This window comes from Photobacterium jeanii (assembly GCF_001650345.1).
Classification (GTDB): domain Bacteria; phylum Pseudomonadota; class Gammaproteobacteria; order Enterobacterales; family Vibrionaceae; genus Photobacterium; species Photobacterium jeanii.
In genome coordinates this window covers 92,530-115,303 of record NZ_LVHF01000018.1, presented here as the reverse complement: position 1 = coordinate 115,303, position 22,774 = coordinate 92,530, and the positions used below count along the sequence as shown (strand labels likewise).

The following is a 22,774-nucleotide window of genomic DNA, read 5'->3' as shown; positions in this document are numbered from 1 at the left end:
ACCTCGTTGTAAGTCTTTTATCCCTAACAGGTACGTGCAAGTTTTTGTTTCAGTTAAGCACTGATTTTACAGGGCTGTTAAAAAACTGAAAACTAAAATGCCATAGCCTGTGAGCTGCGCAACAATTCCATGCCTGCTGTTGCAGGCATGGCAATTACGCAATGAAACCTTAAAGCACTAAACGGCGGATGTCAGATAGACAGCCGTTTAGGTAAGTGATGAAACGTGCACCTTCAGCACCATCGATCACACGGTGATCGTAAGATAGTGATAGAGGAAGCATTAGGCGAGGTTCGAAGTCCTTGCCGTTCCATACTGGTTTCATTTCAGACTTAGATACACCTAGGATACCTACTTCTGGCGCGTTCACGATAGGTGTGAATGCTGTACCACCTAGACCACCAAGGCTAGAGATAGTGAAACAACCACCTTGCATGTCAGCTGCAGTTAGCTTACCAGCACGTGCTTTCTTAGAAACAGCCATTAGCTCTTCAGAAAGCTCGTAGATGCCTTTCTTGTTCACGTCTTTGAATACAGGAACAACTAGACCGTTTGGTGTATCTACTGCGATACCGATGTTCACGTACTTCTTAAGAATTAGGCTTTCACCGTCATCAGATAGAGAAGAGTTGAACGCTGGGAACGCTTCTAGTGCTTTAGCAGCCGCTTTCATGATGAACACTAGTGGAGTGATCTTCATGCCAGAGTCTTTCTTCGCTTCAATCGCGTTTTGCTCTTTACGGAATGCTTCTAGCGCAGTGATATCTGCGTTGTCCCACTGTGTAACGTGCGGGATCATTACCCAGTTACGGTGTAGGTTTGCACCAGAGATCTTCTTAATGCGAGATAGAGGCTTAGTCTCAGTCTCACCGAACTTGCTGAAGTCAACTTTTGGCCATGGTAGTAGACCAAGTGCTGCGCCGTCACCTTTGCCAGATGCTGCTGCACCAGACTCAAGACGCTTAAGTGCATCTTTAACGAAGTTCTGAACGTCTTCTTTCAGGATACGGTTCTTACGACCAGTACCTTTAACCTTAGATAGGTTAACGCCGAATTCGCGAGCTAGACGACGAACAACTGGAGACGCGTGAGCGTACTCGTTGTTTTCTTGGAAGTCGCCAGTTGAAGCCGGTGCTGCTGCCGCTGGAGCTGCAGGCGCAGCTGCCGGAGCAGGTGCTGCCGCTGCTGGAGCCGCTTGTGCTACTGGAGCTGCTGCAGGTGCTGCGCCAGCTACTTCGAATACCATGATTAGCGAGCCAGTAGACACTTTGTCGCCTGCTGCAATCTTGATTTCTTTAACGGTACCCGCGAATGGTGCAGGAACTTCCATCGAAGCTTTGTCACCTTCAACAGTGATTAGAGATTGCTCTTCTTCCACTGTGTCGCCAACAGCAACCATGATTTCAGTAACTTCTACTTCATCACCGCCGATGTCTGGAACGTTAACTTCTTTTGCTGCCGCCGCTGCAGGAGCCGCCGCTGGCACTTCTACTGCTGGAGCTGCTGCCGCAGGTGCTGAACCTGCAGTTTCGAAGATCATGATTAGAGAGCCAGTAGATACTTTATCGCCAGCTGCTACTTTGATCTCTTTTAGCGTACCTGCGAATGGTGCTGGTACTTCCATTGATGCTTTGTCGCCTTCAACAGTTAGAAGAGACTGCTCTTCTTCGATGCTGTCGCCAACTGCAACCATGATTTCAGTAACTTCTACTTCGTCACCACCGATATCTGGTACGTGAACTTCTTTAAGCTCAGCCGCTGCTGCTGGAGCTGGAGCAGCTGGTGCTGCTTCTGCCGCAGGAGCAGGTGCAGCTTGCGCTGCACCCTCAGCTTCGAAAATCATGATTAGAGAACCAGTAGAAACAGAGTCGCCTTCAGCTACTTTGATTTCTTTAACGATACCCGCCTGAGAAGCTGGTACTTCCATAGAAGCTTTATCGCCTTCTACAGTGATTAGAGATTGCTCTTCTTCAACCTTGTCGCCAACGCTAACAAGAATCTCAGTAACTTCAACCTCATCCGCACCGATGTCAGGTACATTAATTTCGATTGCCATGTTTAATTTGCCTCTTACGCGTATAGCGGGTTGATCTTGTCAGCGTCGATGTCGAATTTAGCAATTGCTTGAGCAACTACAGACTTCTCGATATCGCCACGGTTAGCCAGTTCAGTTAGAGCAGCAACAACTACGTAGCCTGCGTTAACTTCGAAGTGACGACGTAGGTTTGCACGGCTGTCAGAACGACCGAAGCCATCAGTACCAAGAACTTTGAAAGACTCAGACGGCATGAATGCACGTACTTGCTCAGCGTAGTTCTTCATGTAATCCGTCGCAGCGATTGCAGGTTCAGTACCCATCACTTGCGTGATGTAAGGAACTTTCTGCTCAGCTTCTGGGTGTAGCATGTTGTAACGCTCAACGTCTTGACCATCGCGAGTCAGTTCGTTGAAAGAAGTTACAGAGTAAACGTCAGATGCTACGCCGTATTCTTCGCTTAGGATTTGAGCCGCTTTACGTACTTCATTCATGATAGTACCAGAGCTCATAAGCTGAACTTTCTTCTCACCAGCGTGAGATTCTAGCTTGTAGATACCCTTACGAATGCCTTCTTCAGCGCCTTCTGGCATTGCTGGCATTGCGTAGTTTTCGTTCATTACTGTTAGGTAGTAGAACACGTTCTCTTGGTTCTCACCGTACATGCGACGGATACCGTCTTGCATGATTACAGCAACTTCGTAAGCGAACGTTGGGTCGTAAGAGATACAGTTAGGGATAGTGTTCGCTTGGATGTGCGAGTGACCATCTTCGTGCTGTAGACCTTCACCATTCAGTGTTGTACGACCAGCAGTAGCACCCAATAGGAAACCACGTGCTTGTTGGTCACCTGCTAGCCATGCCATGTCACCAATACGTTGGAAACCGAACATTGAGTAGTAGATGTAGAATGGGATCATTGGTAGATCGTTGGTGCTGTAAGATGTTGCAGCAGCAACCCAAGAAGCCATTGAGCCTAGCTCATTGATACCTTCTTGTAGAACCTGACCAGAAGTCGCTTCTTTGTAGTAAGACACTACGCCGCGGTCTTCAGGGGTGTATTCTTGACCGTGTGGGTTGTAGATACCAACCTGACGGAATAGACCTTCCATACCGAATGTACGCGCTTCATCACAGATGATAGGAACGATGTTTTTACCGATACCTTTATCTTTCAGAAGAATGTTTAGCGTACGTACGTAAGCCATAGTGGTTGAGATATCACGCTTTTGCTCACCTAGTAGAGGGGCAAATGCATCTAGCTCAGGCACTTTAAATTCTTGCGTGAACTTAGGAAGACGTGCAGGCGTGTAACCGTGAAGTGCGTTACGGCGAGCGTGCATGTATTCGTACTCAGGGGTACCCTCTTCCAGTTTCAGGTAAGGCAGTTCGCTTACTTTCTCATCTGAAAGGATGTCTTCTAGGCCTAGACGATCGCGTAGGTGAAGAACATGAGTCATGTCCATTTTCTTCACGCCGTGAGCGATGTTCTTACCTTCAGCTGCTTCACCCATGCCGTAACCTTTAACAGTTTTAGCTAGGATAACAGTTGGCTTGCCGCTTGTTTCTTTCGCGTTGTTGAACGCAGCGAACAGTTTAGAAGACTCGTGACCACCACGCTTAAGTGCGAAGATTTCGTCATCAGTCATGTCTGCAACTAGTGCAGCTGTTTCTGGGTACTTACCGAAGAAGTGCTCACGAACGTAAGCGCCGTCTTTCGATTTGAACGTTTGGTAATCACCATCGATAGTCTCGTTCATAAGCTGTAGAAGCTTACCAGTCGTATCTTTAGCTAGTAGTGAATCCCAGTTGTTACCCCAGATAACTTTAACCACGTTCCAGCCAGCACCTTTGAATAGGCCTTCTAGCTCTTGGATGATCTTGCCGTTACCCATAACTGGGCCGTCAAGACGCTGTAGGTTACAGTTGATTAGGAAACATAGGTTGTCCAGTTTTTCACGAGCAGCGAAAGAGATCGCACCGCGTGATTCTGGCTCATCCATCTCACCATCGCCTAGGAACGCGTATACGCGCTGTGCAGAGGTATCTTTAAGACCACGGCCTTCTAGGTACTTCAGGAAGCGAGCTTGGTAGATAGCTGAGATAGGGCCTAGACCCATAGATACAGTTGGGAACTGCCAGAATTCAGGCATTAGTTTAGGGTGCGGGTATGAAGGGATACCTTTACCATCAACTTCTTGACGGAAGTTGTCTAGCTGCTCTTCAGTTAGGCGGCCTTCAACAAATGCGCGAGAATAGATACCTGGAGAGATGTGACCCTGGTAGTAAACTAAATCGCCACCATCAACTTCGTTTGGTGCACGGAAGAAGTGGTTGAAACATACTTCGTAGAATGCAGACGCAGACTGGTAAGAAGCCATGTGGCCACCTAGGTCTAAGTCTTTCTTAGAAGCACGTAGAACGATCATGATTGCATTCCAACGGATAATGGAACGAATACGACGCTCAAGCGTTGTGTCACCAGGGTAAGCAGGCTCTTGTGCTGCTGGGATCGTATTGATGTAGTTAGTAGTTACGCCGGTAGCCATATCTACGCCATCTAAACGTGCTTTATCTAGTACTTGCTCTAGTAGGTACTGTGCACGTTCTACACCTTCTTCACGAACGACTGATTCAAGAGCTTCAAGCCACTCTTGAGTTTCCAGAGCGTCCACGTCATTTTTCATGACTTCAGACATGCGATCTATCCTTTCGTTGATAATCTACAAAACTTAACACCAACCGCCATAACTATCTGAATGTTGCCAAACCGATAGTTATGACGACTGGCATAGTGTCGCGACTGTTCACTACCCTACGTATTATATTGTTGAAGGTACTAATCCAGCCCGTCCTTGCGTTGTTGAATCCGACGAAGAGAGCGTTCACGTCTGCTATCTTCACGCGTTAAATCCAACAAAGTTTCCTCGATGTAAGCCAAATGTGCATGCGATGCTTCACGAGCTTTTAACGGCTCACCAGAAACTATCGCTTGCACAATATCGGCTCGGTGTTTGCTCACCTTATCAACCACCTCTTGGCGGCGATTTAGGAGTTCAAAGTTTTGTAATACGTTTTGCTCCAGCATAGGGGCAAGGCTACGGATGATATGAAGCAACACCACATTGTGCGCAGATTCGGTCACTGCGATCAGGTATTGCATTACCGCTGCCGCTTCAGCGTGTAAATCGCCTTGCTGCTGGGCTTCTTGAATTCGTGAATGGCAGTCACGGATCCGAGTAAAATCTTGGTCATTGCCACGTAACGCGGCGTAATACGCTGCTAAACCCTCAAGAGCGTGGCGGGCTTCCAATAAATCTAGTTGGGTTTCAGGGTGCGCGGCTAACAAATCCAATAACGGCTCAGAAAAGCTCTGCCATAGCTTCTCTGTGACAAAGGTACCGCCACCTTGGCGACGAGTGAGGAGGTGTTTAGCTTCTAAGCGCTGGATGGCTTCGCGGACGGAGGGGCGTGAAACATCAAACTGCTTCGCCAGCTCACGCTCAGGCGGCAATTGTTGTCCCGGAGAGAGAATACCCTCCAAGATCAATCGCTCGATTTCCTGCTCAATAGCGTCGGAGAGCTTTGGTTGACGAATGCGTTTGTAAGTCATTTTTTCTTTATCGTTCGTATGCTTAGGCGCGTTTCAGGCCAGCCCGTCATGCGGGCAATTGGTATTACCAATTAATCAATCGGTGGAAAGTTTACAGGAATATTTGAGGATGTCCACTGACAACTTGATTGAAATCATAGAACACGGGTCGATTTAACAAAAATTTCAACTTATGAAAACTTATTAAAACAATTGCAATTCATACACTCAACATCATAATTCTGAATAAGAATAGAATGTTGGAAAATGGTCAGACCAATCGTGTTCTATAAAACCATCAATCAATTAGCGTGAAGCTTTTGCTACCGCAGTTTTAAACGCTCGCCAATCAAAGGCTAAACCGGGATCGGTTTTTCGCCCTGGCGCAATAAACTCATGGCCAGTGATCCGCGAAACATCTATTTGTGGGTAGTTTTCCATAATCACCCGGGTCAACTCAGTGAGCACTTGGTACTGAGCTTGGGTATAAGGGAGGGTATCCGTGCCTTCCAATTCGATACCAATCGAAAAGTCATTACACTTATCACGACCAGCGAAATGGGATACGCCAGCATGCCAAGCACGACAATTAAGTGGTACAAACTGAATGATATCGCCATTTCGCCTAATTAAACAGTGAGCTGACACACGAAATTTTGAAATTAACTCAAAATAGGGATGCTCGTCAGGGTTTAATTTACCAGTAAATAACTGCTCAATGTACGGACCACCAAATTGCCCCGGTGGCAAACTGATATTATGTACCACCAGCAAAGAAACCCGCTCCCCTTCAGGGCGCTGATCAAAAAACGGTGAAGGCACCTGCTTCACCCCTATCAGCCAATGATTATTATCAATTGTTAATGGATTCATCATTACTACTCGTTATCTACATCTTCACGAACAGGCGAGCCATTCGTAATCACTTGTCTCACGCTATATCTTAAACCGAACCTAGCGCATTCTGACAACCTCGGCTGTCTTCTTCATTCATCCTGGCATCACCACTTTCCAATACAACCACCGCAACACAATCACAGCGAAAGAGCTGCAACTCTTAATCAGTCACGGTATGATCGCCTTTCAATCACGACTCTCCTCTCCAGAGCAGCAAACGGATACTGGATGTTAAAGATGGAAAAAAAACACGATAGCCAAGCGCGTTTAGCTTACCTAGAACAGCAACTACCTCAAGAAATCAGCCGAGCAGTCGCCGATACCTTACGCGAAGACTTAGGTGGCAGCATAGATCCTAGCCTTGATATTACAGCAAGCCTGATCCCAGCCGAGAGCAAAAGCATTGCCACCATTATTACGCGTGAACACGGGGTGTTTTGTGGCCAACTATGGGCTGAGGAAGTGTTCCTGCAACTTGGTGGGGAAGTCAGTATTGAATGGCACGTTAAAGATGGTGATACCGTCAAGCCAAACCAAACCTTATGTACTCTGACAGGTCCATCTCGCATTTTGCTTACTGGCGAGCGTAATGCGATGAACTTCATCCAAACCTTGTCTGGCTGCGCCACTATCGTGGCTGAATACGCAAAACAATTAGAAGGTACCAACACCCGCCTACTTGATACTCGTAAAACCATTCCGGGACTACGTAGCGCCTTGAAATATGCGGTGACCTGTGGCGGCGGTTACAACCACCGTATCGGGGTATTTGATGCCTACTTGATCAAAGAAAACCACATTATCGCCTGTGGTGGCATTCAACAAGCCATTACAACGGCCAAGCAACTTAACCCAGGTAAACCAGTAGAAGTAGAAACAGAAAGCTTAGCTGAACTCCAGCAGGCCATCGAAGCTGGGGCTGACATCATCATGCTCGATAACTTCACCACCGACATGATGCGTGAAGCAGTAAAGATCAATGCAGGCCGCGCTGCATTAGAGAACTCGGGTAACGTTACCCTAGAGACCATTCGCGAATACGCAAGTACAGGTGTAGATTACATTTCAGTCGGCGCCCTAACCAAACACCTAAAAGCAATGGATCTGTCGATGCGATTCCAAGATGCGGTGTAAAGACGTGCTTTAACGCTGAACTTAGTCAGGTGGTTATAAATCGGCTAAAGATGCCAAGTTGATCGCAAACATAACCGCACGCAAGCCTATAACCAACTGAATGTGTTAGCGGTATTCATAAAAGGAGAACTTAGGTTCTCCTTTGTTTTTATCAATCATTGATATTGTCAATATTCAGGTACAACCAATCCTTTCAAACCAGCTCGAAACACGCATTGCAACAAATGTAACCTGACCACAATTTATTCAAACTGACCCGAGCAAAAAAACCCTTTTGATTCCTACGCTTGCCACTTGCTTTTAATCTGCATTTACCCATTTAAAGCCCTCGGGCATTCCATTGTTACAAAGGTAAATACATGAAAAAAATGCAAAAAGGCTTCACGCTTATTGAATTGATGATTGTGGTGGCGATCATTGGTGTGTTATCAGCATTCGCAATTCCTGCTTATAAAGACTATGTTGCTAAATCTGCAGTATCTTCTGCCTCTGCAACTCTAAAATCTTTGCTAACCAATGCTGACTTGTACTCGCAAAATAATACAGGAACAACAACAGACCTAGGCAAAATTGGTGGTTCAGCGACCATGAATACACTAGGTACAATCGCAGCTTCACTTCAAGGTGCAGGCGCAGCATCAAAAGCAGAGTCTACTTTAACTTTTACATTTAAAGCAGATAAAGCTGCAGCTGGTAATATTAAATATGCTAGAACGCCATCTACTCCATGGTCTTGTACAAATAATACTAGCCCTAAAGTCGAAGTTGAAGGCTGTAATTAATAGTGCTAACTACTCTGCCCTCTGTACTGCATCAGGTTGAAATACTTAACCAAATGCAGCAACAAGAAGTCAGTAGTTACGCCCAAGCTGAGGGGATCTCTATCCCTTCGGCTTTGGTCGCTCTCAATTTACTGACTAGCCAAAACCTCGCTCGCCAACTGGAATCGATTTTCAGCATTCCTGTTATCGACATTCACCATTACGACTACCAAGCTTGTTGTGAAAGCTTACAGCAAAGAGATTTAATCCAACGTCACCGCGCGATACCACTTACAGTCACCGATAGCACCCTGCTACTCGGTATGAGTGACCCCACCAACATTGCCGCCCAAGACGAGTTTCGCTTTGCAACAGGCAAACAAGTTGAACCGCTGCTACTGGATAATAAACAACTAGAAAGCGCCATTCGCCGTCTATACGGCAGCGATGTCGGGGAAGCCAAGAACCAACGCAGCATCAATGAAGATGAATTAGAACAACTGGTTGATTTATCTGATGATGAACTAGTTGAAGAAAACGATCTCAGCCAAGATACCGCCCCAGTCACCCGCTACATCAACCAAGTGCTGCTTGATGCAGTGCGTAAGAAAGCCTCAGACATTCACTTTGAGCCTTACGAAAAATACTATCGTATTCGATTTCGCTGCGATGGCTTATTGCACCAATATTCGTCTCCTGCAGCGCACCTGTCACGCCGTTTATCGACTCGCTTAAAGGTAATGTCCAAGCTCAATATTGCCGAACGTCGCCAACCGCAAGATGGACGAATAAAACTCAAATTAAGCCCAAGCGTGACCGTTGATTTACGGGTCTCTACCCTACCGACACTGTGGGGTGAAAAAGTGGTACTGCGAATATTAGACAGCAGTAGCGCCAATCTAAATATTGATATTCTCGGTTATAACAAACAACAAAAAGCCGACTACCTTGCTGCACTGCAACAGCCGCAAGGCATGATCTTAATGACAGGACCAACTGGCAGCGGCAAAACAGTATCTCTGTATACCGGACTTAAGATCCTTAATACCGATGAACGTAATATTTCAACAGCAGAAGACCCTGTAGAGATTAACTTACCCGGTATCAACCAAGTTCACATAAACAATCAAGCAGGGTTAGGGTTTGCTGACGCGCTGCGCTCTTTCTTGCGCCAAGATCCCGATGTGGTCATGGTGGGGGAAATTCGCGATATAGAAACAGCAGCCATTGCAGTAAAAGCGGCCCAGACTGGTCACTTGGTGTTATCAACCCTCCATACCAACTCTGCGGCTGAAACTTTAACGCGCCTGACAAACATGGGGGTGGAAGATTTTAACCTTGCTTCATCGCTAAGCTTGATCATCGCCCAACGTTTAGGACGACGATTGTGCAAGCATTGTAAACAACCCCATGAGTTATCACAGTTACATCGCGAGAAACTCAACATCCCAGCCAGTGCCGAAATTTACCAATCCAACGAGCATGGCTGCGATGACTGTAACAAAGGCTATAGCGGCCGAGTCGGCATTTACGAGGTAATGACCTTTAGCCGCGAACTCGCTGAAGCACTAATGAGCAAAGCCACGACCCTTGAGCTAGAAGACATAGCACGTAAACAAGGAATGCAAACCCTACAAGATTCTGGTATCGAAAAGCTCTGCCAAGGCATTACTAGCCTTAGTGAACTACAGCGGGTTTTACACTTCTAGCGAACTTCTAACTTATCTAAAGTCAGCCTTAACCATAACTCGCTTAAACACCACACACTGACAAGGAAGCATAATGAAACCAAGCAATACATTACGTTATTACCACTGGCGAGGGGTAAACCAAGCAGGTCGTAAACTTTCAGGGGTCATTGTCGGTTATCAAGAACAAGAAGCGCGGGAAAAACTGCTCGAACAAAAAATACAAATCAAAAAAATCAAACGCCGCGCTCCGTCAGCTTTTACCAAAGCCAAAAACCAGATGAAAAGCGCTGACGTCACGGCAGTCACCCGTCAGTTAGCGACCATGATTCAATCTGGGGTTCCTGTGGTGCAGTCGATAAAACTCATCTCCGACAGTCACCAAAAAAGTGAAGTCCGCGCCATTCTCAGTCAGGTCAATAAACAGGTAGAAGCAGGAGCGTCGCTATCTAAGGCCTTGCGAACCAGTTCACCACTATTTGATAACTTCTACTGTGACTTAGTAGCAACGGGGGAAGAAACAGGTCACCTTGGTCAAGTTTTTGAGCGTCTCGCGAGCTACCGTGAAAAACACGAGGCAATGCGCAAAAAAGTTATCAAGGCGATGATCTATCCAGCAATGGTTACTCTCACCGCTATTGGGGTAACCGTACTCATGCTGGTATTCGTTATCCCTCAATTTGCCAATATTTTCAGCAGCTTTGGCGCACAACTTCCTTGGTTTACTCGACAAGTGATCAAACTTTCAAATTTGCTAATCAACAATGGTTTAATGGTGACACTGGCACTACTTAGTCTCATCGTTATCCATATTGCAACCTATCGCAAATCCCCCCGCTACCGACTTGCGCTCAGTCGGTACAGCTTAAAAATGCCTATCCTAGGTTCGGTATTTTTAAAAGCGACCATCGCTCGCTTTTCTCGCACCCTGGCAACCACCTTTACTGCTGGTATACCGCTACTAACCGGGCTGCAATCAGCAGGCAGAACCGCGGGGAACTTACATATCCAACAAGCAATCGAGCAAGCCCATATTGCCGCTGCAGCAGGGATGCCACTCTATTTATCACTTCGGCAATGCAATGAGTTCCCCGAGCTAATGCTACAAATGGTGATGATAGGCGAAGAGTCCGGTTCGCTCGATGATATGCTCAATAAAATCGCAAACCTATATGAAAACGATGTTGATAATACCGTCGATAACTTAGGGAAAATAATTGAGCCTCTGATCATCGTTTTCTTAGGGTTAGTGATCGGCGGTTTATTGGTCGCCATGTACATGCCAATCTTCACCTTGATGAGTGTTATGGGCTAATAGCGCTAAAAAATATCTGGGTGTGTTCAACAGAAGCGAACACACTCTAGATTTTGGGAACACTCACTATCATTTTCCGCTAACACCTTGAACATAAACTAGGAATAACCGCAGGAACACTCGCCTCTCTTGGTTGCATCCCTTACAATGGCACTAACGATTATTTAGAGACTTCATCATGGAATTGCTGACTCACTACCCTTGGCTCTACCCTACTTTGGCTGCTGTATTTGGTTTGCTTATTGGCAGCTTTTTAAATGTAGTGATCCATCGTCTTCCGATCATGATGGAACGAGAGTGGAAACGCGATTGCATCGATTGTTTCCCCGAGTTTAAAGTCAACGACCAAGCTAAAGAGCAATCTAGCGAGCAAAATGAAACCTTCAACTTAAGTGTGCCTCGCTCGCGTTGCCCGAAATGCAATCAGCTTATTTCCGCCAAAGATAATATTCCGGTGATCAGCTGGCTGTTACTCAAAGGTCGATGCCGACATTGCCAACACCCGATCAGTGCGCGCTACCCATTAGTTGAGCTACTAACCGCAGCCCTCACTGCAACAGCAGCCTATATGCTGCCTTTGTCAGAGTGGTCACTCGCGGTAATCGGCTTTACCTTTGCACTCGTCGCTCTGACTTTTATCGATATCGATAAAATGTTACTGCCAGATCAAATCACTCTGCCATTAATGTGGGCTGGCTTGTTTCTCGCTTTAGTTGGAATTAGCCCAGTATCGATCGAAGATGCCTTAATCGGTGCTATGTTTGGTTACCTTTCACTATGGAGCTTGTACTGGGTATTTAAGCTACTAACCAAAAAGGAAGGGATGGGGTATGGCGATTTCAAACTGCTTGCCGCATTAGGTGCCTGGCTTGGTTGGCAAGAATTACCCTTTGTGATCTTACTTTCCTCATTGATCGGTGCAATCTGTGGCATTATCCTGATGAAAGTACAACAATCAGATTCACAGACCCCATTTTCATTTGGTCCTTACCTCGCTTTTGCTGGCTGGATCAGCCTGCTATGGGGCAACCAAATCATTGATTGGTATCTCACCAGCTATTTAGGATTGTAATTATGACCATGGTTGTCGGATTAACAGGAGGCATCGGCAGTGGCAAAACCACCGTCGCTAACCTTTTTGCCGATTACGGCATCGACGTCATCGACGCCGATATCATTGCCCGTGAAGTTGTCGCGCCGGGCAGCGAAGGGCTAAATGCCATTGAACTAAAACTCGGTCATGACATCCTACTGACAGACGGACAGTTAAACCGTAGTAAATTGAGAGAGTTGATATTTTCTCAGCCAGAGCTAAAAAGCTGGTTGGATAGTTTGCTCCATCCACTGATCCGCCAACAGATGCAGCAGCAAATTGAACAAGCCCAATCGGCCTACTGCTTACTGGTGATCCCTTTAATGGTGGAAAACAATCTTCAAGCGATGACGGATCGCCTACTGGTTGTGGACGTTGAACAACAAGTACAAATTGCTCGCACCTTACAACGTGATCAAGTGAGCGAGCAGCAAGTAAAAAACATTTTGGCCGCACAAGCATCGCGTGAAACACGTAATGCCGCAGCCGATGACATAATTACCAACAACGGTGATAGCGACGAACTGCCTCAGAAAGTGGCAGCGCTACACCAGCAATACACCGAACTCAGCCAAGGCTACCACAGGGAGTCACGGTAGCTAGCCATAGAGTGATGCCCATGCAAATAACCAACTTTGAACATCCGCTAAATGAAAAAGTACGCATTTACCTGCGATTAGAATACCTGATCCGCCAAATGCAGTCGGCTTGCCAGAAGACGGATCAATGGCAGCACCAAATTTTCTTTCGCGCGTTATTCGACTTGCTTGAGATCCTCGAACAAATTCAGCTTAAAGCTGAACTTGCTAAAGATCTGACTCATCAAGCCAGCCAACTAAAACGCTGGCTCAACGTGCAAGGTGTGGATCAACAAGCCTTGCTCGATTTGCTAGACAAATTAGAGCTCAATCAACGTCAGTTAATGACAGCTTCCCGTTTAGGGCAGGAGCTTCGCAATGATCGCTTTCTAAATGGGATCAAACAGCGCTTCTCGATCCCCGGTGGTAGTTGTTGCTTCGATTTACCCGCTCTACACCACTGGCTGCATTTACCTTTAGCCCATAAGCAAAGTGATATGCTGAACTGGTTAGGAGAGCTCAACGAAGTCTCTACCGCCTTGCTGATGTGGCTACGCTTAACGCGAGAACAAGGACAATTCCTACCACAAGTAGCTCGTGGCGGATTTTTCCAGCATGAAGCCGAAGATGCCTGCTTATTACGCATTCAAATTTGCCCAAGCTATGGGGTCTACCCTATGATATCAGGGCATAGAGGTCGCTTTTCGATCCGTTTTATTCCCTTTGAGGAAGGCGCATCGATTGCCGAGACCATCGAATTTAAACTAGCCGTTTGCTGAGGTTTGCCGTGTCACAATCAAGTGCACCTACTATCGTAAAATGCCCAACCTGCCAAACCGAGGTTGTATGGAATGAAACCAGCGCTTTTCGCCCTTTTTGCTCTAAGCGCTGCCAGCTTATTGATTTAGGTGAATGGGCTGAAGAAGAGAAAGCGATCCCAGGCGCACCAGATATGTCGGACTCTGATGGCTGGTCTGAGGATATGGGTTACTAAGCCCAATCGCTTTGATCAAAATACAAATAATAACAAAGGCGCTCAATGCGCCTTTTCTTTTGCTTTGGATACGCTAATCGCTTCTTAGCGTAGTTTCAGTTTATCCAACACCACCGCATTCGCCTCAGGGAAGTCCGCATGCTCTAGCGCCGCAATATCCACCCACTTGCCCGGCTGACCTTCTTTACCAAAAGCTTCACCTTCGAAGTTAGTCACCAAGAAGAAATCAAACTTCAGTGATTTCTCTGGGTAGTCATGGGACAGTGACATAAAGTGCTCAAGCCCCGTCACATCAATCCCGACTTCTTCGTGAAGTTCACGAACGACCGCTTGCTCAGCGGTTTCATTGCGCTCGACTTTACCACCAGCAAATTCCCAAAAACCGCCTTTATGGGCTTTTGCCGCACGCTGCGTAATAAACACCTGATTTTGCTGAGCGTTCAAAATGATCCCTGCAGAGATCCAAAGTTGCTTCTTATCCATCTGACTTTTCTAACTTTAACTTGAGATTTTAGTTATAAAAAAGGCCGCGACTGCGACCTTTTATTTTTGATGTTACACAATAAGTCGATTAGTTAATCTTACCGTGACACTGTTTGTATTTCTTGCCAGAACCACAAGGACAAGGCTCATTACGACCAACCTTACGCTCTTCGCGCTGGAAGGTACCAGAAGCATGCTCTTCCTCTTCACCGTCGGCAAGTTGGTTTTCCGCATTTTGGTGCTGGTATTGCTGACGACGAGCTAGCGCTTCTGCTTGCTGGCGACGCTCTTCTTCAATGCGATCCACTTCTTCTTGCTGTTGAACACGTACACGGCTCAATACGGCAATCACATCTGATTTCAAGTTCTCAAGCATCTCTTCGAATAGCTCGAACGATTCACGCTTGTACTCTTGTTTCGGGTTCTTCTGTGCATAGCCACGTAGGTGGATACCTTGACGAAGGTGATCCATTGCCGCCAAGTGCTCTTTCCAAAGCATATCAAGGTTTTGCAACATAACCGTCTTCTCGAAGTTACGTAGCACTGGCGCGCCAACCACTTCTTCTTTCTGATGGTAAATGGCAACACCTTGCTCAATGATACGCTCAAGCAGTGCTTCTTCGTATAGCTTCTCTTCGCTGTCTAACCACTCTTGAATTGGTAGATCAAGATCGAAGTCTGCTTTTAAGCGCTCTTCAAGACCTTGAATATCCCACATCTCTTCCAGTGATTGAGGCGGCACGTATTGCTCGAATACTGCAGACAACACGTCACGGTGGTTTTGACCAATCATGTCACTGATGTCTTCAGCGTTCATTAGCTCATCACGAAGCTCGTAAACGACTTTACGTTGATCGTTCGCCACGTCATCGAATTCAAGTAGCTGCTTACGGATATCGAAGTTGCGGCCTTCCACTTTACGCTGAGCATTTTCAATCGCCTTGGTAACCCATGGATGCTCAATCGCTTCGCCTTCTTCCATACCCAGTTTCTTCATCATGTTAGAAACACGATCAGATGCAAAGATACGCATCAAACCATCTTCCATAGAGAGGTAGAAACGAGATGAACCAGCATCACCTTGACGACCAGAACGACCACGTAGCTGGTTATCGATACGGCGAGATTCGTGACGTTCTGTACCGATGATGTGTAGACCGCCCGCAGCTAGCACGGCGTCATGGCGCTCTTGCCATTTCGCTTTCAGATCAGCCAATTGTGCATCAGTTGGCTCTTCTAATTGAGCGGCTTCCATTTGCCAGTTACCACCCAGTACGATATCGGTACCACGACCAGCCATGTTAGTGGCGATAGTTACCGCACCAGCAAGACCCGCATTGGCAACGATATCTGCTTCTTTTTCGTGGAACTTCGCATTCAGAACTTGGTGTTTAATACCGTCTTTTTTCAGGGCTTTTGATAGTAGCTCTGATTTTTCAATCGATACGGTACCTACTAGTACTGGCTGACCTTTTTCAACACGTTCTTTGATGTCTTCAGCAATCGCATCAAACTTCTCACGCTCGGTCATGTAAACCAAGTCACCCATGTCATCACGTAACATTGGTTTGTTGGTTGGGATCACGACAGTTTCAAGGTTATAGATAGATTGGAATTCGAATGCTTCAGTATCTGCAGTACCTGTCATACCAGACAGTTTTTCATACAGACGGAAGTAGTTCTGGAAGGTAATCGATGCCAGCGTTTGGTTCTCATTCTGGATCTTCACACCTTCTTTCGCTTCAACCGCTTGGTGCAGACCTTCAGACCAACGACGACCAGGCATAGTACGACCTGTATGTTCGTCGACAATCACCACTTCATCGTCTTTCACGATGTAGTCTACGTTACGCTCAAACAGTACGTGAGCACGTAGAGCGGCATTCACATGGTGCAGCAAGCTGATGTTCGCAGGTGAATACAGGGTATCGCCTTCTTCCATCAAGCCATTTTGTTGTAGTAACTCTTCAACAAACTCTTGACCCGTTTCAGTCAGGTGCGCTTGCTTAGATTTTTCATCAACTGTGTAGTGGCCGTCACCACGGTACTCTTCACTGTCTTCTTGATCTTGTTTAACCAAGTTCGGGATCAGAGTGTTGATCTTAGTGTAAAGCTCTGAGCTGTCTTCAGCTGGGCCTGAAATAATAAGCGGAGTACGCGCTTCATCGATTAGGATGGAATCCACCTCATCGACTACAGCAAAGAAACGTTCACGTTGAACACGGTCTTCAGCACGGAATGCCATGTTGTCACGTAGGTAATCGAAACCAAATTCGTTGTTAGTTCCGTACAGTACGTCTGCTTGGTACGCTTCTTTCTTTGCTTGTGGCGGCATGTTTGGCACGTTTACGCCAACAGTCATACCTAGGAATTCAAATAGTGGACGGTTAGTTTCGGCATCACGCGACGCTAGGTAATCGTTCACTGTTACAATGTGAACACCTTTGCCTGATAGGGCATTAAGGTAAGCAGGAAGGGTCGCTGTTAGTGTTTTACCTTCACCTGTACGCATTTCCGCGATTTGGCAGTTGTTTAGAACCATACCACCAATCAACTGTACGTCGAAGTGACGCATGCCGTACACACGCTTAGACGCTTCACGCACGGTTGCGAATGCTTCTGGTAACAGTTGATCCAGTGTTTCACCTTGTTCTAAGCGCTCACGGAACTCGACCGTCTTCGCCTTTAGTTCTTCGTCCTGTAGGCTTTCAAATTGCGGTTCTAGTTTATTGATTTGGTCAACGATTTTGCGCAAACGACGCAGAGTGCGGTCGTTACGGCTACCGATAATTTTAGTCAGTAGTTTTGATAACATGGTGATGCCGTTTCTCTAAGTTAGATAGATCCAGTCGCCAAGCTGCTGAATCAATGAATCTGGGTTGCCACGGGGATATCCTATCCCAACTCAACACAGCCCGAGCACACAAACGTGCAAGCTAAATTAGGCAAAAATGATAATGCTTAATTAATGATATTGAGGCGCTTTTGTCAGTTTCAAGGGCTGCCCTGCAACAAAGTCATTCTATAGGTTAAACACCGAAGTCGGTATCCCTATCAAAAGAAAAATACACCGTTGTTTATGGTATATGAAGGGCAGATGATTCTACTCCCGAGAACCCGATAGGATGGTATCATAAGCGATATTACAGCGGTCGCCTATGGTTAAAGCTGGAGACTTGGTTTTCATATGCGAAAATTAGAGACATGACCACAATAATGATGCGTTTAAGCGCCAAAATGGGCGACACGAAAAGCAAAGCACAGGTAGTTAGACTATGAGAGATCATCGCCCACAAACCCCAGCTAGCTTGTTGGATGATTCAACGCTCGGCAATATTCAGCAACGTGCTATTGCCCTCGCCAAGCTCAATGATGCTGTTAAGCAGCACCTCAACTGTGCAGCCCACTGTCGCGTCAGTAACTACCGCCAGCAAACGCTGATCATCGAAGTTTCGTCGGCCAGTTGGTCAATGCGCTTAAACTTTGAAAGAAACAGCCTGATCATCAAGCTTAGGGAACAACTCCTACCTAAACTGCAAAATATCGAAGTGAAAGTGAATCCTGCATTAGCGGCGGATTTTGAGCGTCAACAGCATAAAGCCCCAGACATTGTTCGTAAGCCAATATCAAACCAAGCAGCAGGGTATCTTTTACACACAGCGCAACAAGCTCCAGATAAGATAAAAGCCCGTCTTGAGCGCATTGCGGCTCTTGCCGACAAACGCAAAAACGATTGAGCATAGCAGCAATATATTCTTATTTCTGTTTATCACAGATACAAAAACGCCAGGCTTAGCCTGGCGTTTTTTAATTCTGAGTATGAGATGGCTTTACGCCAACACCATGCCTGGCTGCGCCAGTGTCACTGGTGAATCTTTCTCATCTTGGTAAGTCGTCCACTCGAAAGCTTCTTGGTCAGCAAGTACTGCACGAAGCAGTTTATTATTCAGTGCATGGCCTGACTTATACGCCGCCATTTCACCGATAATATTGTGACCACACATGTATAGGTCACCGATGGCATCCAATACTTTGTGAGTCACTAACTCGTTATCAAAACGAAGACCATCTTCGTTTAGAATGCGGTACTCATCAAGCACAATAGCATTATCGAAACTACCGCCCAAACATAGGTTTTGAGACTGTAGGTATTCGATATCACGCATGAAACCGAAAGTACGCGCACGACTAATGTCTTTCACGAACGACTGGCTTGAGAAATCAAGCAATAAACGCTGGTGATCCGATTCAATCGCAGGGTGATTAAATTCGATAGCAAAATCTAAGCGGAAACCGTTATATGGACGCAGTTCCGCCCACTTATCGCCATCTTCGACGCGAACAGTTTTCTTAAGACGCAGAAAACGCTTAGGCGCATTCAGTGTCTCGATACCTGCAGATTGCAGCAAGTAAATAAATGGGCTTGCGCTACCATCCATAATTGGGATTTCAGGTGCGTCAACTTCGATAATCACGTTATCGATACCCATACCTGCTAGTGCCGCGTTTAAGTGCTCAACCGTTGAGATACGTACGCCTTCGTCATTCACAAGGGCAGTACATAGCATAGTATCGCGCACTGAATCTGCGTTAGCAGGGAAATCCACTGGTGGATTTAAGTCAGTACGACGGTAGATCACACCCGTATTCGCCGCTGCAGGGCGTAGAATAAGCGTGACTTTACGACCAGAGTGAAGACCCACACCAGTAGTTTGGACAATGCTTTTCAATGTACGTTGTCTGATCATCTATATTCTCTCAACTTTGAAAGCCTAAAAAACACCCATTACCCTGTCACATCATAGGCAATGGGGGCTCATCTTACCACTCATCTGGTTATATCCCAAACAATTTACGTCGACTAATCTGCTTGCTGACGTAAAAATGCTGGAATATCAAGATAATCGTGTTCAGTTTGCGATGACTGTTTTGGCGCAGTCGCAGCAGAAGAAGACGATGAAGCAGGCGACTCTACTGCACCACCTTGCGTAAGTGGTGCTGCTTTTGGCTGCTCTTCAATCGCAGAAACTGCTGGTTTCTCTTGCGCTGGAGTTACCGCAGCAGGCGCTGGTTTAGTCGAGCTAGTTACCAAAGTGATATCTGGCTTGCTTTCTTTACCAATACCTGTAGCAACAACTGTTACGCGTAGTTCGTCAGTCATTTCAGGGTCTAGCGACGTACCGATAACAACCGTAGCGTTATCAGATGCAAATGCTTTCACTGTGTTACCCACAGTTTCAAACTCGTCTAGACGCATGTCCATGCCTGCGGTGATGTTAACAAGTACACCACGTGCGCCAGCAAGGTCGATATCTTCTAGAAGTGGGCTTGAAATAGCCATTTCTGCCGCTTCTTCCGCACGATCATCACCGATAGCCACACCGCTACCCATCATTGCGTGACCCATTTCAGACATTACGGTACGTACGTCCGCGAAGTCGACGTTGATCATGCCAGGGCGAGTGATTAGCTCGGCAATACCTTGAACTGCGTTCTTAAGTACGTCATTTGCTTTTGCAAATGCGTCTAGCAGTGTGATACCACGGCCAAGTACTTTCAGCAGTTTTTCGTTTGGAATTGTGATTAGGGAGTCAACGTGCTTAGACAGCTCTTCGATACCCTGCTCAGCAAATGCCATACGCTTCTTACCTTCGAAGCTAAATGGTTTAGTCACCACAGCTACCGTAAGAATACCTAGTTCTTTTGCCACTTCCGCAATGATTGGAGCAGCACCGGTACCAGTACCGCCGCCCATACCCGCAGCGATAAAGATCATGTCAGAGCCTTGAAGCTCTGCTTTGATTGACTCACGATCTTCTAGGGCTGAATCACGACCTACTTGTGGGTTTGCACCCGCACCTAGACCTTTAGTGATATCGCCACCAATTTGAATCACAGTGCTCACACTCGATTTACGTAGTGCTTGAGCATCTGTATTAACGGTGATGAACTCAACACCTTCAATTGACTCACGAACCATGTGATCGACAGCATTACCGCCGCCGCCGCCAACGCCAATGACCTTAATTACCGCTTCGTCAGAGATTTCCATCATCGGTTCAAACATTTGTTCTCTCCGTTATTCCTGTTCGCATCAGGTTTTAAAATTCTTTTTTAAACCAACCGCTAACTTTAGATAATAGACCCGAAACTGAACGTTTTGGTTCTACATCGTTATCGTCAAACGATTGATTATCCTTACCGTAGTGCAGCAAACCCACTGCTGTCGCATAATGCGGTGCTTGCACATAATCTGTTAATCCACTCAGCTCCAGCGGCTGACCAATGCGGACTTGATTTTGGAACACACGTTCAGCGCATTCGTTCAAGCCTTCAATTTGAGCCGCGCCACCAGTTAAAACAATGCCTGCTGCTAAGTGGTGTTTTACGCCCGCATTACGCAATTGTTCTTGGATTTCGATTAGCCTTTGGTTCACCAAGCCCAGCAATTCGCTGTAACGAGGTTCAATGACTTCGGCTAATGTCTGGCTCTGCAAGCTGCGAGGTGGACGCCCACCCACGCTTGGAACATCAACTTTAGCGTCTTTGCTCACAAGCTCGCTCAATGCACAGCCATATTTAACTTTAATTTCTTCCGCATCACCCGGAGGGGTGCCGAAGGCGTAAGCAATGTCGCTGGTAACCACATTGCCCGCATAAGGGATCACTTCAGCATGGCGCAGCGCGCCACCAGTCCAGAAAGCGATATCCATGGTACCACCACCAATATCCACTACGCAGACACCCAATTCACGCTCATCGGCTGTAAGCACCGCGTGACTAGCTGCTAGACCAGAGAAAATAAGCTGATCCACTTTTAGACCACAACGTTCAACCGCCTTAACAATGTTACGCGCCATGTCGTTGTGACAAGTGATGAGATGAACACTTGCTTCCATGCGTACCCCTGATAAACCAACAGGGTTTTTAATTCCCTCCTGATAATCAATAGCAAATTCCTGAGGAATTACATGTAAAGTTCGGTGTTCGTCACTAATTTTTACAGATTTCGCCGTGTGAATAACACTATCGACGTCATCTTGCGTTACCTCTTTATCAGAAATTGGCACCATGCCTTTTTCTGTTTGGCAACGAATGTGCTTGCCTGATAGCGACAGGTAGACAGAATCAATCTCGCAATCTGCCATTAATGCCGCTTTATCGACAGCGCGCTGAACAGACTTCACCACGGACTCAAGATCATTGACTCCGCCTTTATCCATTCCGCGAGACGGGCTGCTCCCCACACCAATAACGTTAACGTTACTGTCAGGCAGCACTTCCCCAACCAAAGCACACACTTTGGAAGTACCGATATCAAGGCCAACTATGAGTTTTTTATCTGTCGCCTTCGTCATTCGCGCACGCTCTTATTCTTCAGGAACCGTTTTCCAGCCCACTGCTACACCGATATCGTACCGCAAATCGATGTATGCGATGGCTTTACCCTGAGCTTCTAACTCTGGGAATAAGTTGATGAATCGCTCTAAGCGCTCCATCCGCATCTTTCGTCCAATCTCTAATCGAATCCCGTTGGTCAATTCGACTCGCCAAGCTCGACGTTCGTTTAAAATCAACGTATCAATTTCAAATCCCGCAAGCTGTAACCTCGGTTGCATTTCATTCAATGCAGCGAATACACGAGGACTGCTACCTTCCGGACCCACCAGCTTCACTAGTGGCAAATCGGCTACTTGGCTCGCATCGGCATAAAACACATCGCCATGCTCGTTCACCAAATGGCTTTGATTCCAAATCGCCGCCGGCTGATGCTCAAGCAAGTAAACCTTTACTGTTTCAGGCCACTGCTTACGCACCGATGCGTGTGCCACCCAAGGTAACGACTCCAACGCACCTTGCAGCTCACCAATGTCTTGAGTCATAAAGGTACCCAAGTGGTCCAGCTGCAAAATCGCTTGTCTGACATCGTCGGTCGTTAAATGTTTTAACTCCCCTTGGATCACCAACTGGGATAACGGCATCCGATTGGTATCTGTCATCCAGCTTAAGGCGGCATTAAGCAACCATGCGATAAAAACAATAACGGCAATAAAAAAAGCGATGCCACCAAAATGCTTAGTCGGTGACGGCGTTATGAAAAGATCGCTTTTTTTGACTACATCCGTCATTTCGCCTCGAAACCTGATCTCATAGTGTATTGACCGATTAAAGCCACACTAATTCAACTTTAAAATACGATTTTT

19 protein-coding genes are annotated in these 22,774 nt (G+C 46.5%); 9 read left to right on the top strand and 10 right to left on the bottom strand.

Annotated features, from left to right (window positions below; translation table 11 throughout):
* Nucleotides 1-169: 169 nt before the first annotated feature.
* From aceF to ampD, 4 genes are all read right to left on the bottom strand, one after another.
* Nucleotides 170-2,056, bottom strand: coding sequence for a pyruvate dehydrogenase complex dihydrolipoyllysine-residue acetyltransferase (gene aceF, locus A3K86_RS10520; RefSeq protein WP_068330850.1), 1,887 nt, complete (start codon nt 2,054-2,056; stop codon nt 170-172).
* A gap of 14 nt (nt 2,057-2,070) precedes the next feature.
* Nucleotides 2,071-4,734, bottom strand: coding sequence for a pyruvate dehydrogenase (acetyl-transferring), homodimeric type (gene aceE / locus A3K86_RS10515; RefSeq protein WP_068330849.1), 2,664 nt, complete (start codon nt 4,732-4,734; stop codon nt 2,071-2,073).
* Nucleotides 4,735-4,874: 140 nt separating this feature from the next.
* The gene (gene pdhR / locus A3K86_RS10510; protein ID WP_068330848.1) at nt 4,875-5,648 is read right to left on the bottom strand and encodes a pyruvate dehydrogenase complex transcriptional repressor PdhR; all 774 of its coding nucleotides are present in this window, start codon (nt 5,646-5,648) and stop codon (nt 4,875-4,877) included.
* Nucleotides 5,649-5,933: 285 nt separating this feature from the next.
* Nucleotides 5,934-6,503, bottom strand: coding sequence for a 1,6-anhydro-N-acetylmuramyl-L-alanine amidase AmpD (ampD, locus tag A3K86_RS10505; protein WP_232321959.1), 570 nt, complete (start codon nt 6,501-6,503; stop codon nt 5,934-5,936).
* 258 nt (nt 6,504-6,761) lie between these two features.
* Between ampD and nadC the strand changes: the two genes are divergently transcribed.
* The 8 genes from nadC to yacG all read left to right on the top strand — a co-directional run bounded on the left by nadC (nt 6,762) and on the right by yacG (nt 14,087).
* Complete coding sequence (gene nadC, locus A3K86_RS10500; RefSeq protein ID WP_068330891.1) at nt 6,762-7,658, top strand: carboxylating nicotinate-nucleotide diphosphorylase; 897 nt, start codon at nt 6,762-6,764, stop codon at nt 7,656-7,658.
* Nucleotides 7,659-8,017: 359 nt separating this feature from the next.
* Entirely contained in the window at nt 8,018-8,440 is a 423-nt protein-coding gene (locus tag A3K86_RS10495) for a pilin (protein WP_068330847.1), read from the top strand.
* A 2-nt stretch (nt 8,441-8,442) separates the two neighbouring features.
* Complete coding sequence (gene pilB / locus A3K86_RS10490) at nt 8,443-10,128, top strand: type IV-A pilus assembly ATPase PilB (RefSeq protein ID WP_068330846.1); 1,686 nt, start codon at nt 8,443-8,445, stop codon at nt 10,126-10,128.
* Nucleotides 10,129-10,201: 73 nt separating this feature from the next.
* On the top strand, nt 10,202-11,422 hold the full coding sequence (locus A3K86_RS10485) for a type II secretion system F family protein (protein ID WP_068330845.1): 1,221 nt from the start codon (nt 10,202-10,204) through the stop codon (nt 11,420-11,422).
* A gap of 178 nt (nt 11,423-11,600) precedes the next feature.
* Complete coding sequence (locus A3K86_RS10480) at nt 11,601-12,494, top strand: prepilin peptidase (RefSeq protein ID WP_068330844.1); 894 nt, start codon at nt 11,601-11,603, stop codon at nt 12,492-12,494.
* A 2-nt stretch (nt 12,495-12,496) separates the two neighbouring features.
* On the top strand, nt 12,497-13,114 hold the full coding sequence (gene coaE, locus A3K86_RS10475) for a dephospho-CoA kinase (protein ID WP_068330843.1): 618 nt from the start codon (nt 12,497-12,499) through the stop codon (nt 13,112-13,114).
* 20 nt (nt 13,115-13,134) lie between these two features.
* Nucleotides 13,135-13,872, top strand: a complete 738-nt coding sequence (gene zapD, locus A3K86_RS10470) for a cell division protein ZapD (RefSeq protein WP_068330842.1) — start codon at nt 13,135-13,137, stop codon at nt 13,870-13,872.
* Between the two features lie 8 nt (nt 13,873-13,880).
* Nucleotides 13,881-14,087, top strand: a complete 207-nt coding sequence (yacG, locus tag A3K86_RS10465) for a DNA gyrase inhibitor YacG (protein ID WP_068330841.1) — start codon at nt 13,881-13,883, stop codon at nt 14,085-14,087.
* A gap of 84 nt (nt 14,088-14,171) precedes the next feature.
* Here yacG and mutT read toward each other — a convergent pair whose 3' ends face one another.
* Both mutT and secA read right to left on the bottom strand, forming a co-directional pair.
* The gene (mutT, locus tag A3K86_RS10460; protein ID WP_068330840.1) at nt 14,172-14,570 is read right to left on the bottom strand and encodes an 8-oxo-dGTP diphosphatase MutT; all 399 of its coding nucleotides are present in this window, start codon (nt 14,568-14,570) and stop codon (nt 14,172-14,174) included.
* Between the two features lie 88 nt (nt 14,571-14,658).
* Nucleotides 14,659-17,385 carry a preprotein translocase subunit SecA gene (secA, locus tag A3K86_RS10455; RefSeq protein ID WP_068330839.1) on the bottom strand — a complete coding sequence of 909 codons (2,727 nt, stop codon included), beginning with the start codon at nt 17,383-17,385 and terminating at the stop codon, nt 14,659-14,661.
* A gap of 460 nt (nt 17,386-17,845) precedes the next feature.
* Here secA and A3K86_RS10450 point away from each other — a divergent pair, with 460 nt between their 5' ends.
* Nucleotides 17,846-18,307 (top strand): DUF721 domain-containing protein, encoded by a 462-nt coding sequence (locus A3K86_RS10450; RefSeq protein ID WP_068330838.1) that lies wholly within the window; start codon nt 17,846-17,848, stop codon nt 18,305-18,307.
* A gap of 93 nt (nt 18,308-18,400) precedes the next feature.
* Here A3K86_RS10450 and lpxC read toward each other — a convergent pair whose 3' ends face one another.
* The 4 genes from lpxC to A3K86_RS10430 form a co-directional block, all read right to left on the bottom strand.
* Nucleotides 18,401-19,318, bottom strand: coding sequence for a UDP-3-O-acyl-N-acetylglucosamine deacetylase (gene lpxC / locus A3K86_RS10445; protein WP_068330837.1), 918 nt, complete (start codon nt 19,316-19,318; stop codon nt 18,401-18,403).
* Between the two features lie 113 nt (nt 19,319-19,431).
* The gene (ftsZ, locus tag A3K86_RS10440; protein WP_068330836.1) at nt 19,432-20,637 is read right to left on the bottom strand and encodes a cell division protein FtsZ; all 1,206 of its coding nucleotides are present in this window, start codon (nt 20,635-20,637) and stop codon (nt 19,432-19,434) included.
* 34 nt (nt 20,638-20,671) lie between these two features.
* Nucleotides 20,672-21,928: a cell division protein FtsA gene (gene ftsA, locus A3K86_RS10435; RefSeq protein WP_068330835.1), complete on the bottom strand. Its 1,257-nt coding sequence runs from the start codon at nt 21,926-21,928 to the stop codon at nt 20,672-20,674.
* 12 nt (nt 21,929-21,940) lie between these two features.
* Nucleotides 21,941-22,699, bottom strand: coding sequence for a cell division protein FtsQ/DivIB (locus A3K86_RS10430; RefSeq protein ID WP_068330834.1), 759 nt, complete (start codon nt 22,697-22,699; stop codon nt 21,941-21,943).
* Nucleotides 22,700-22,774: the final 75 nt, after the last annotated feature.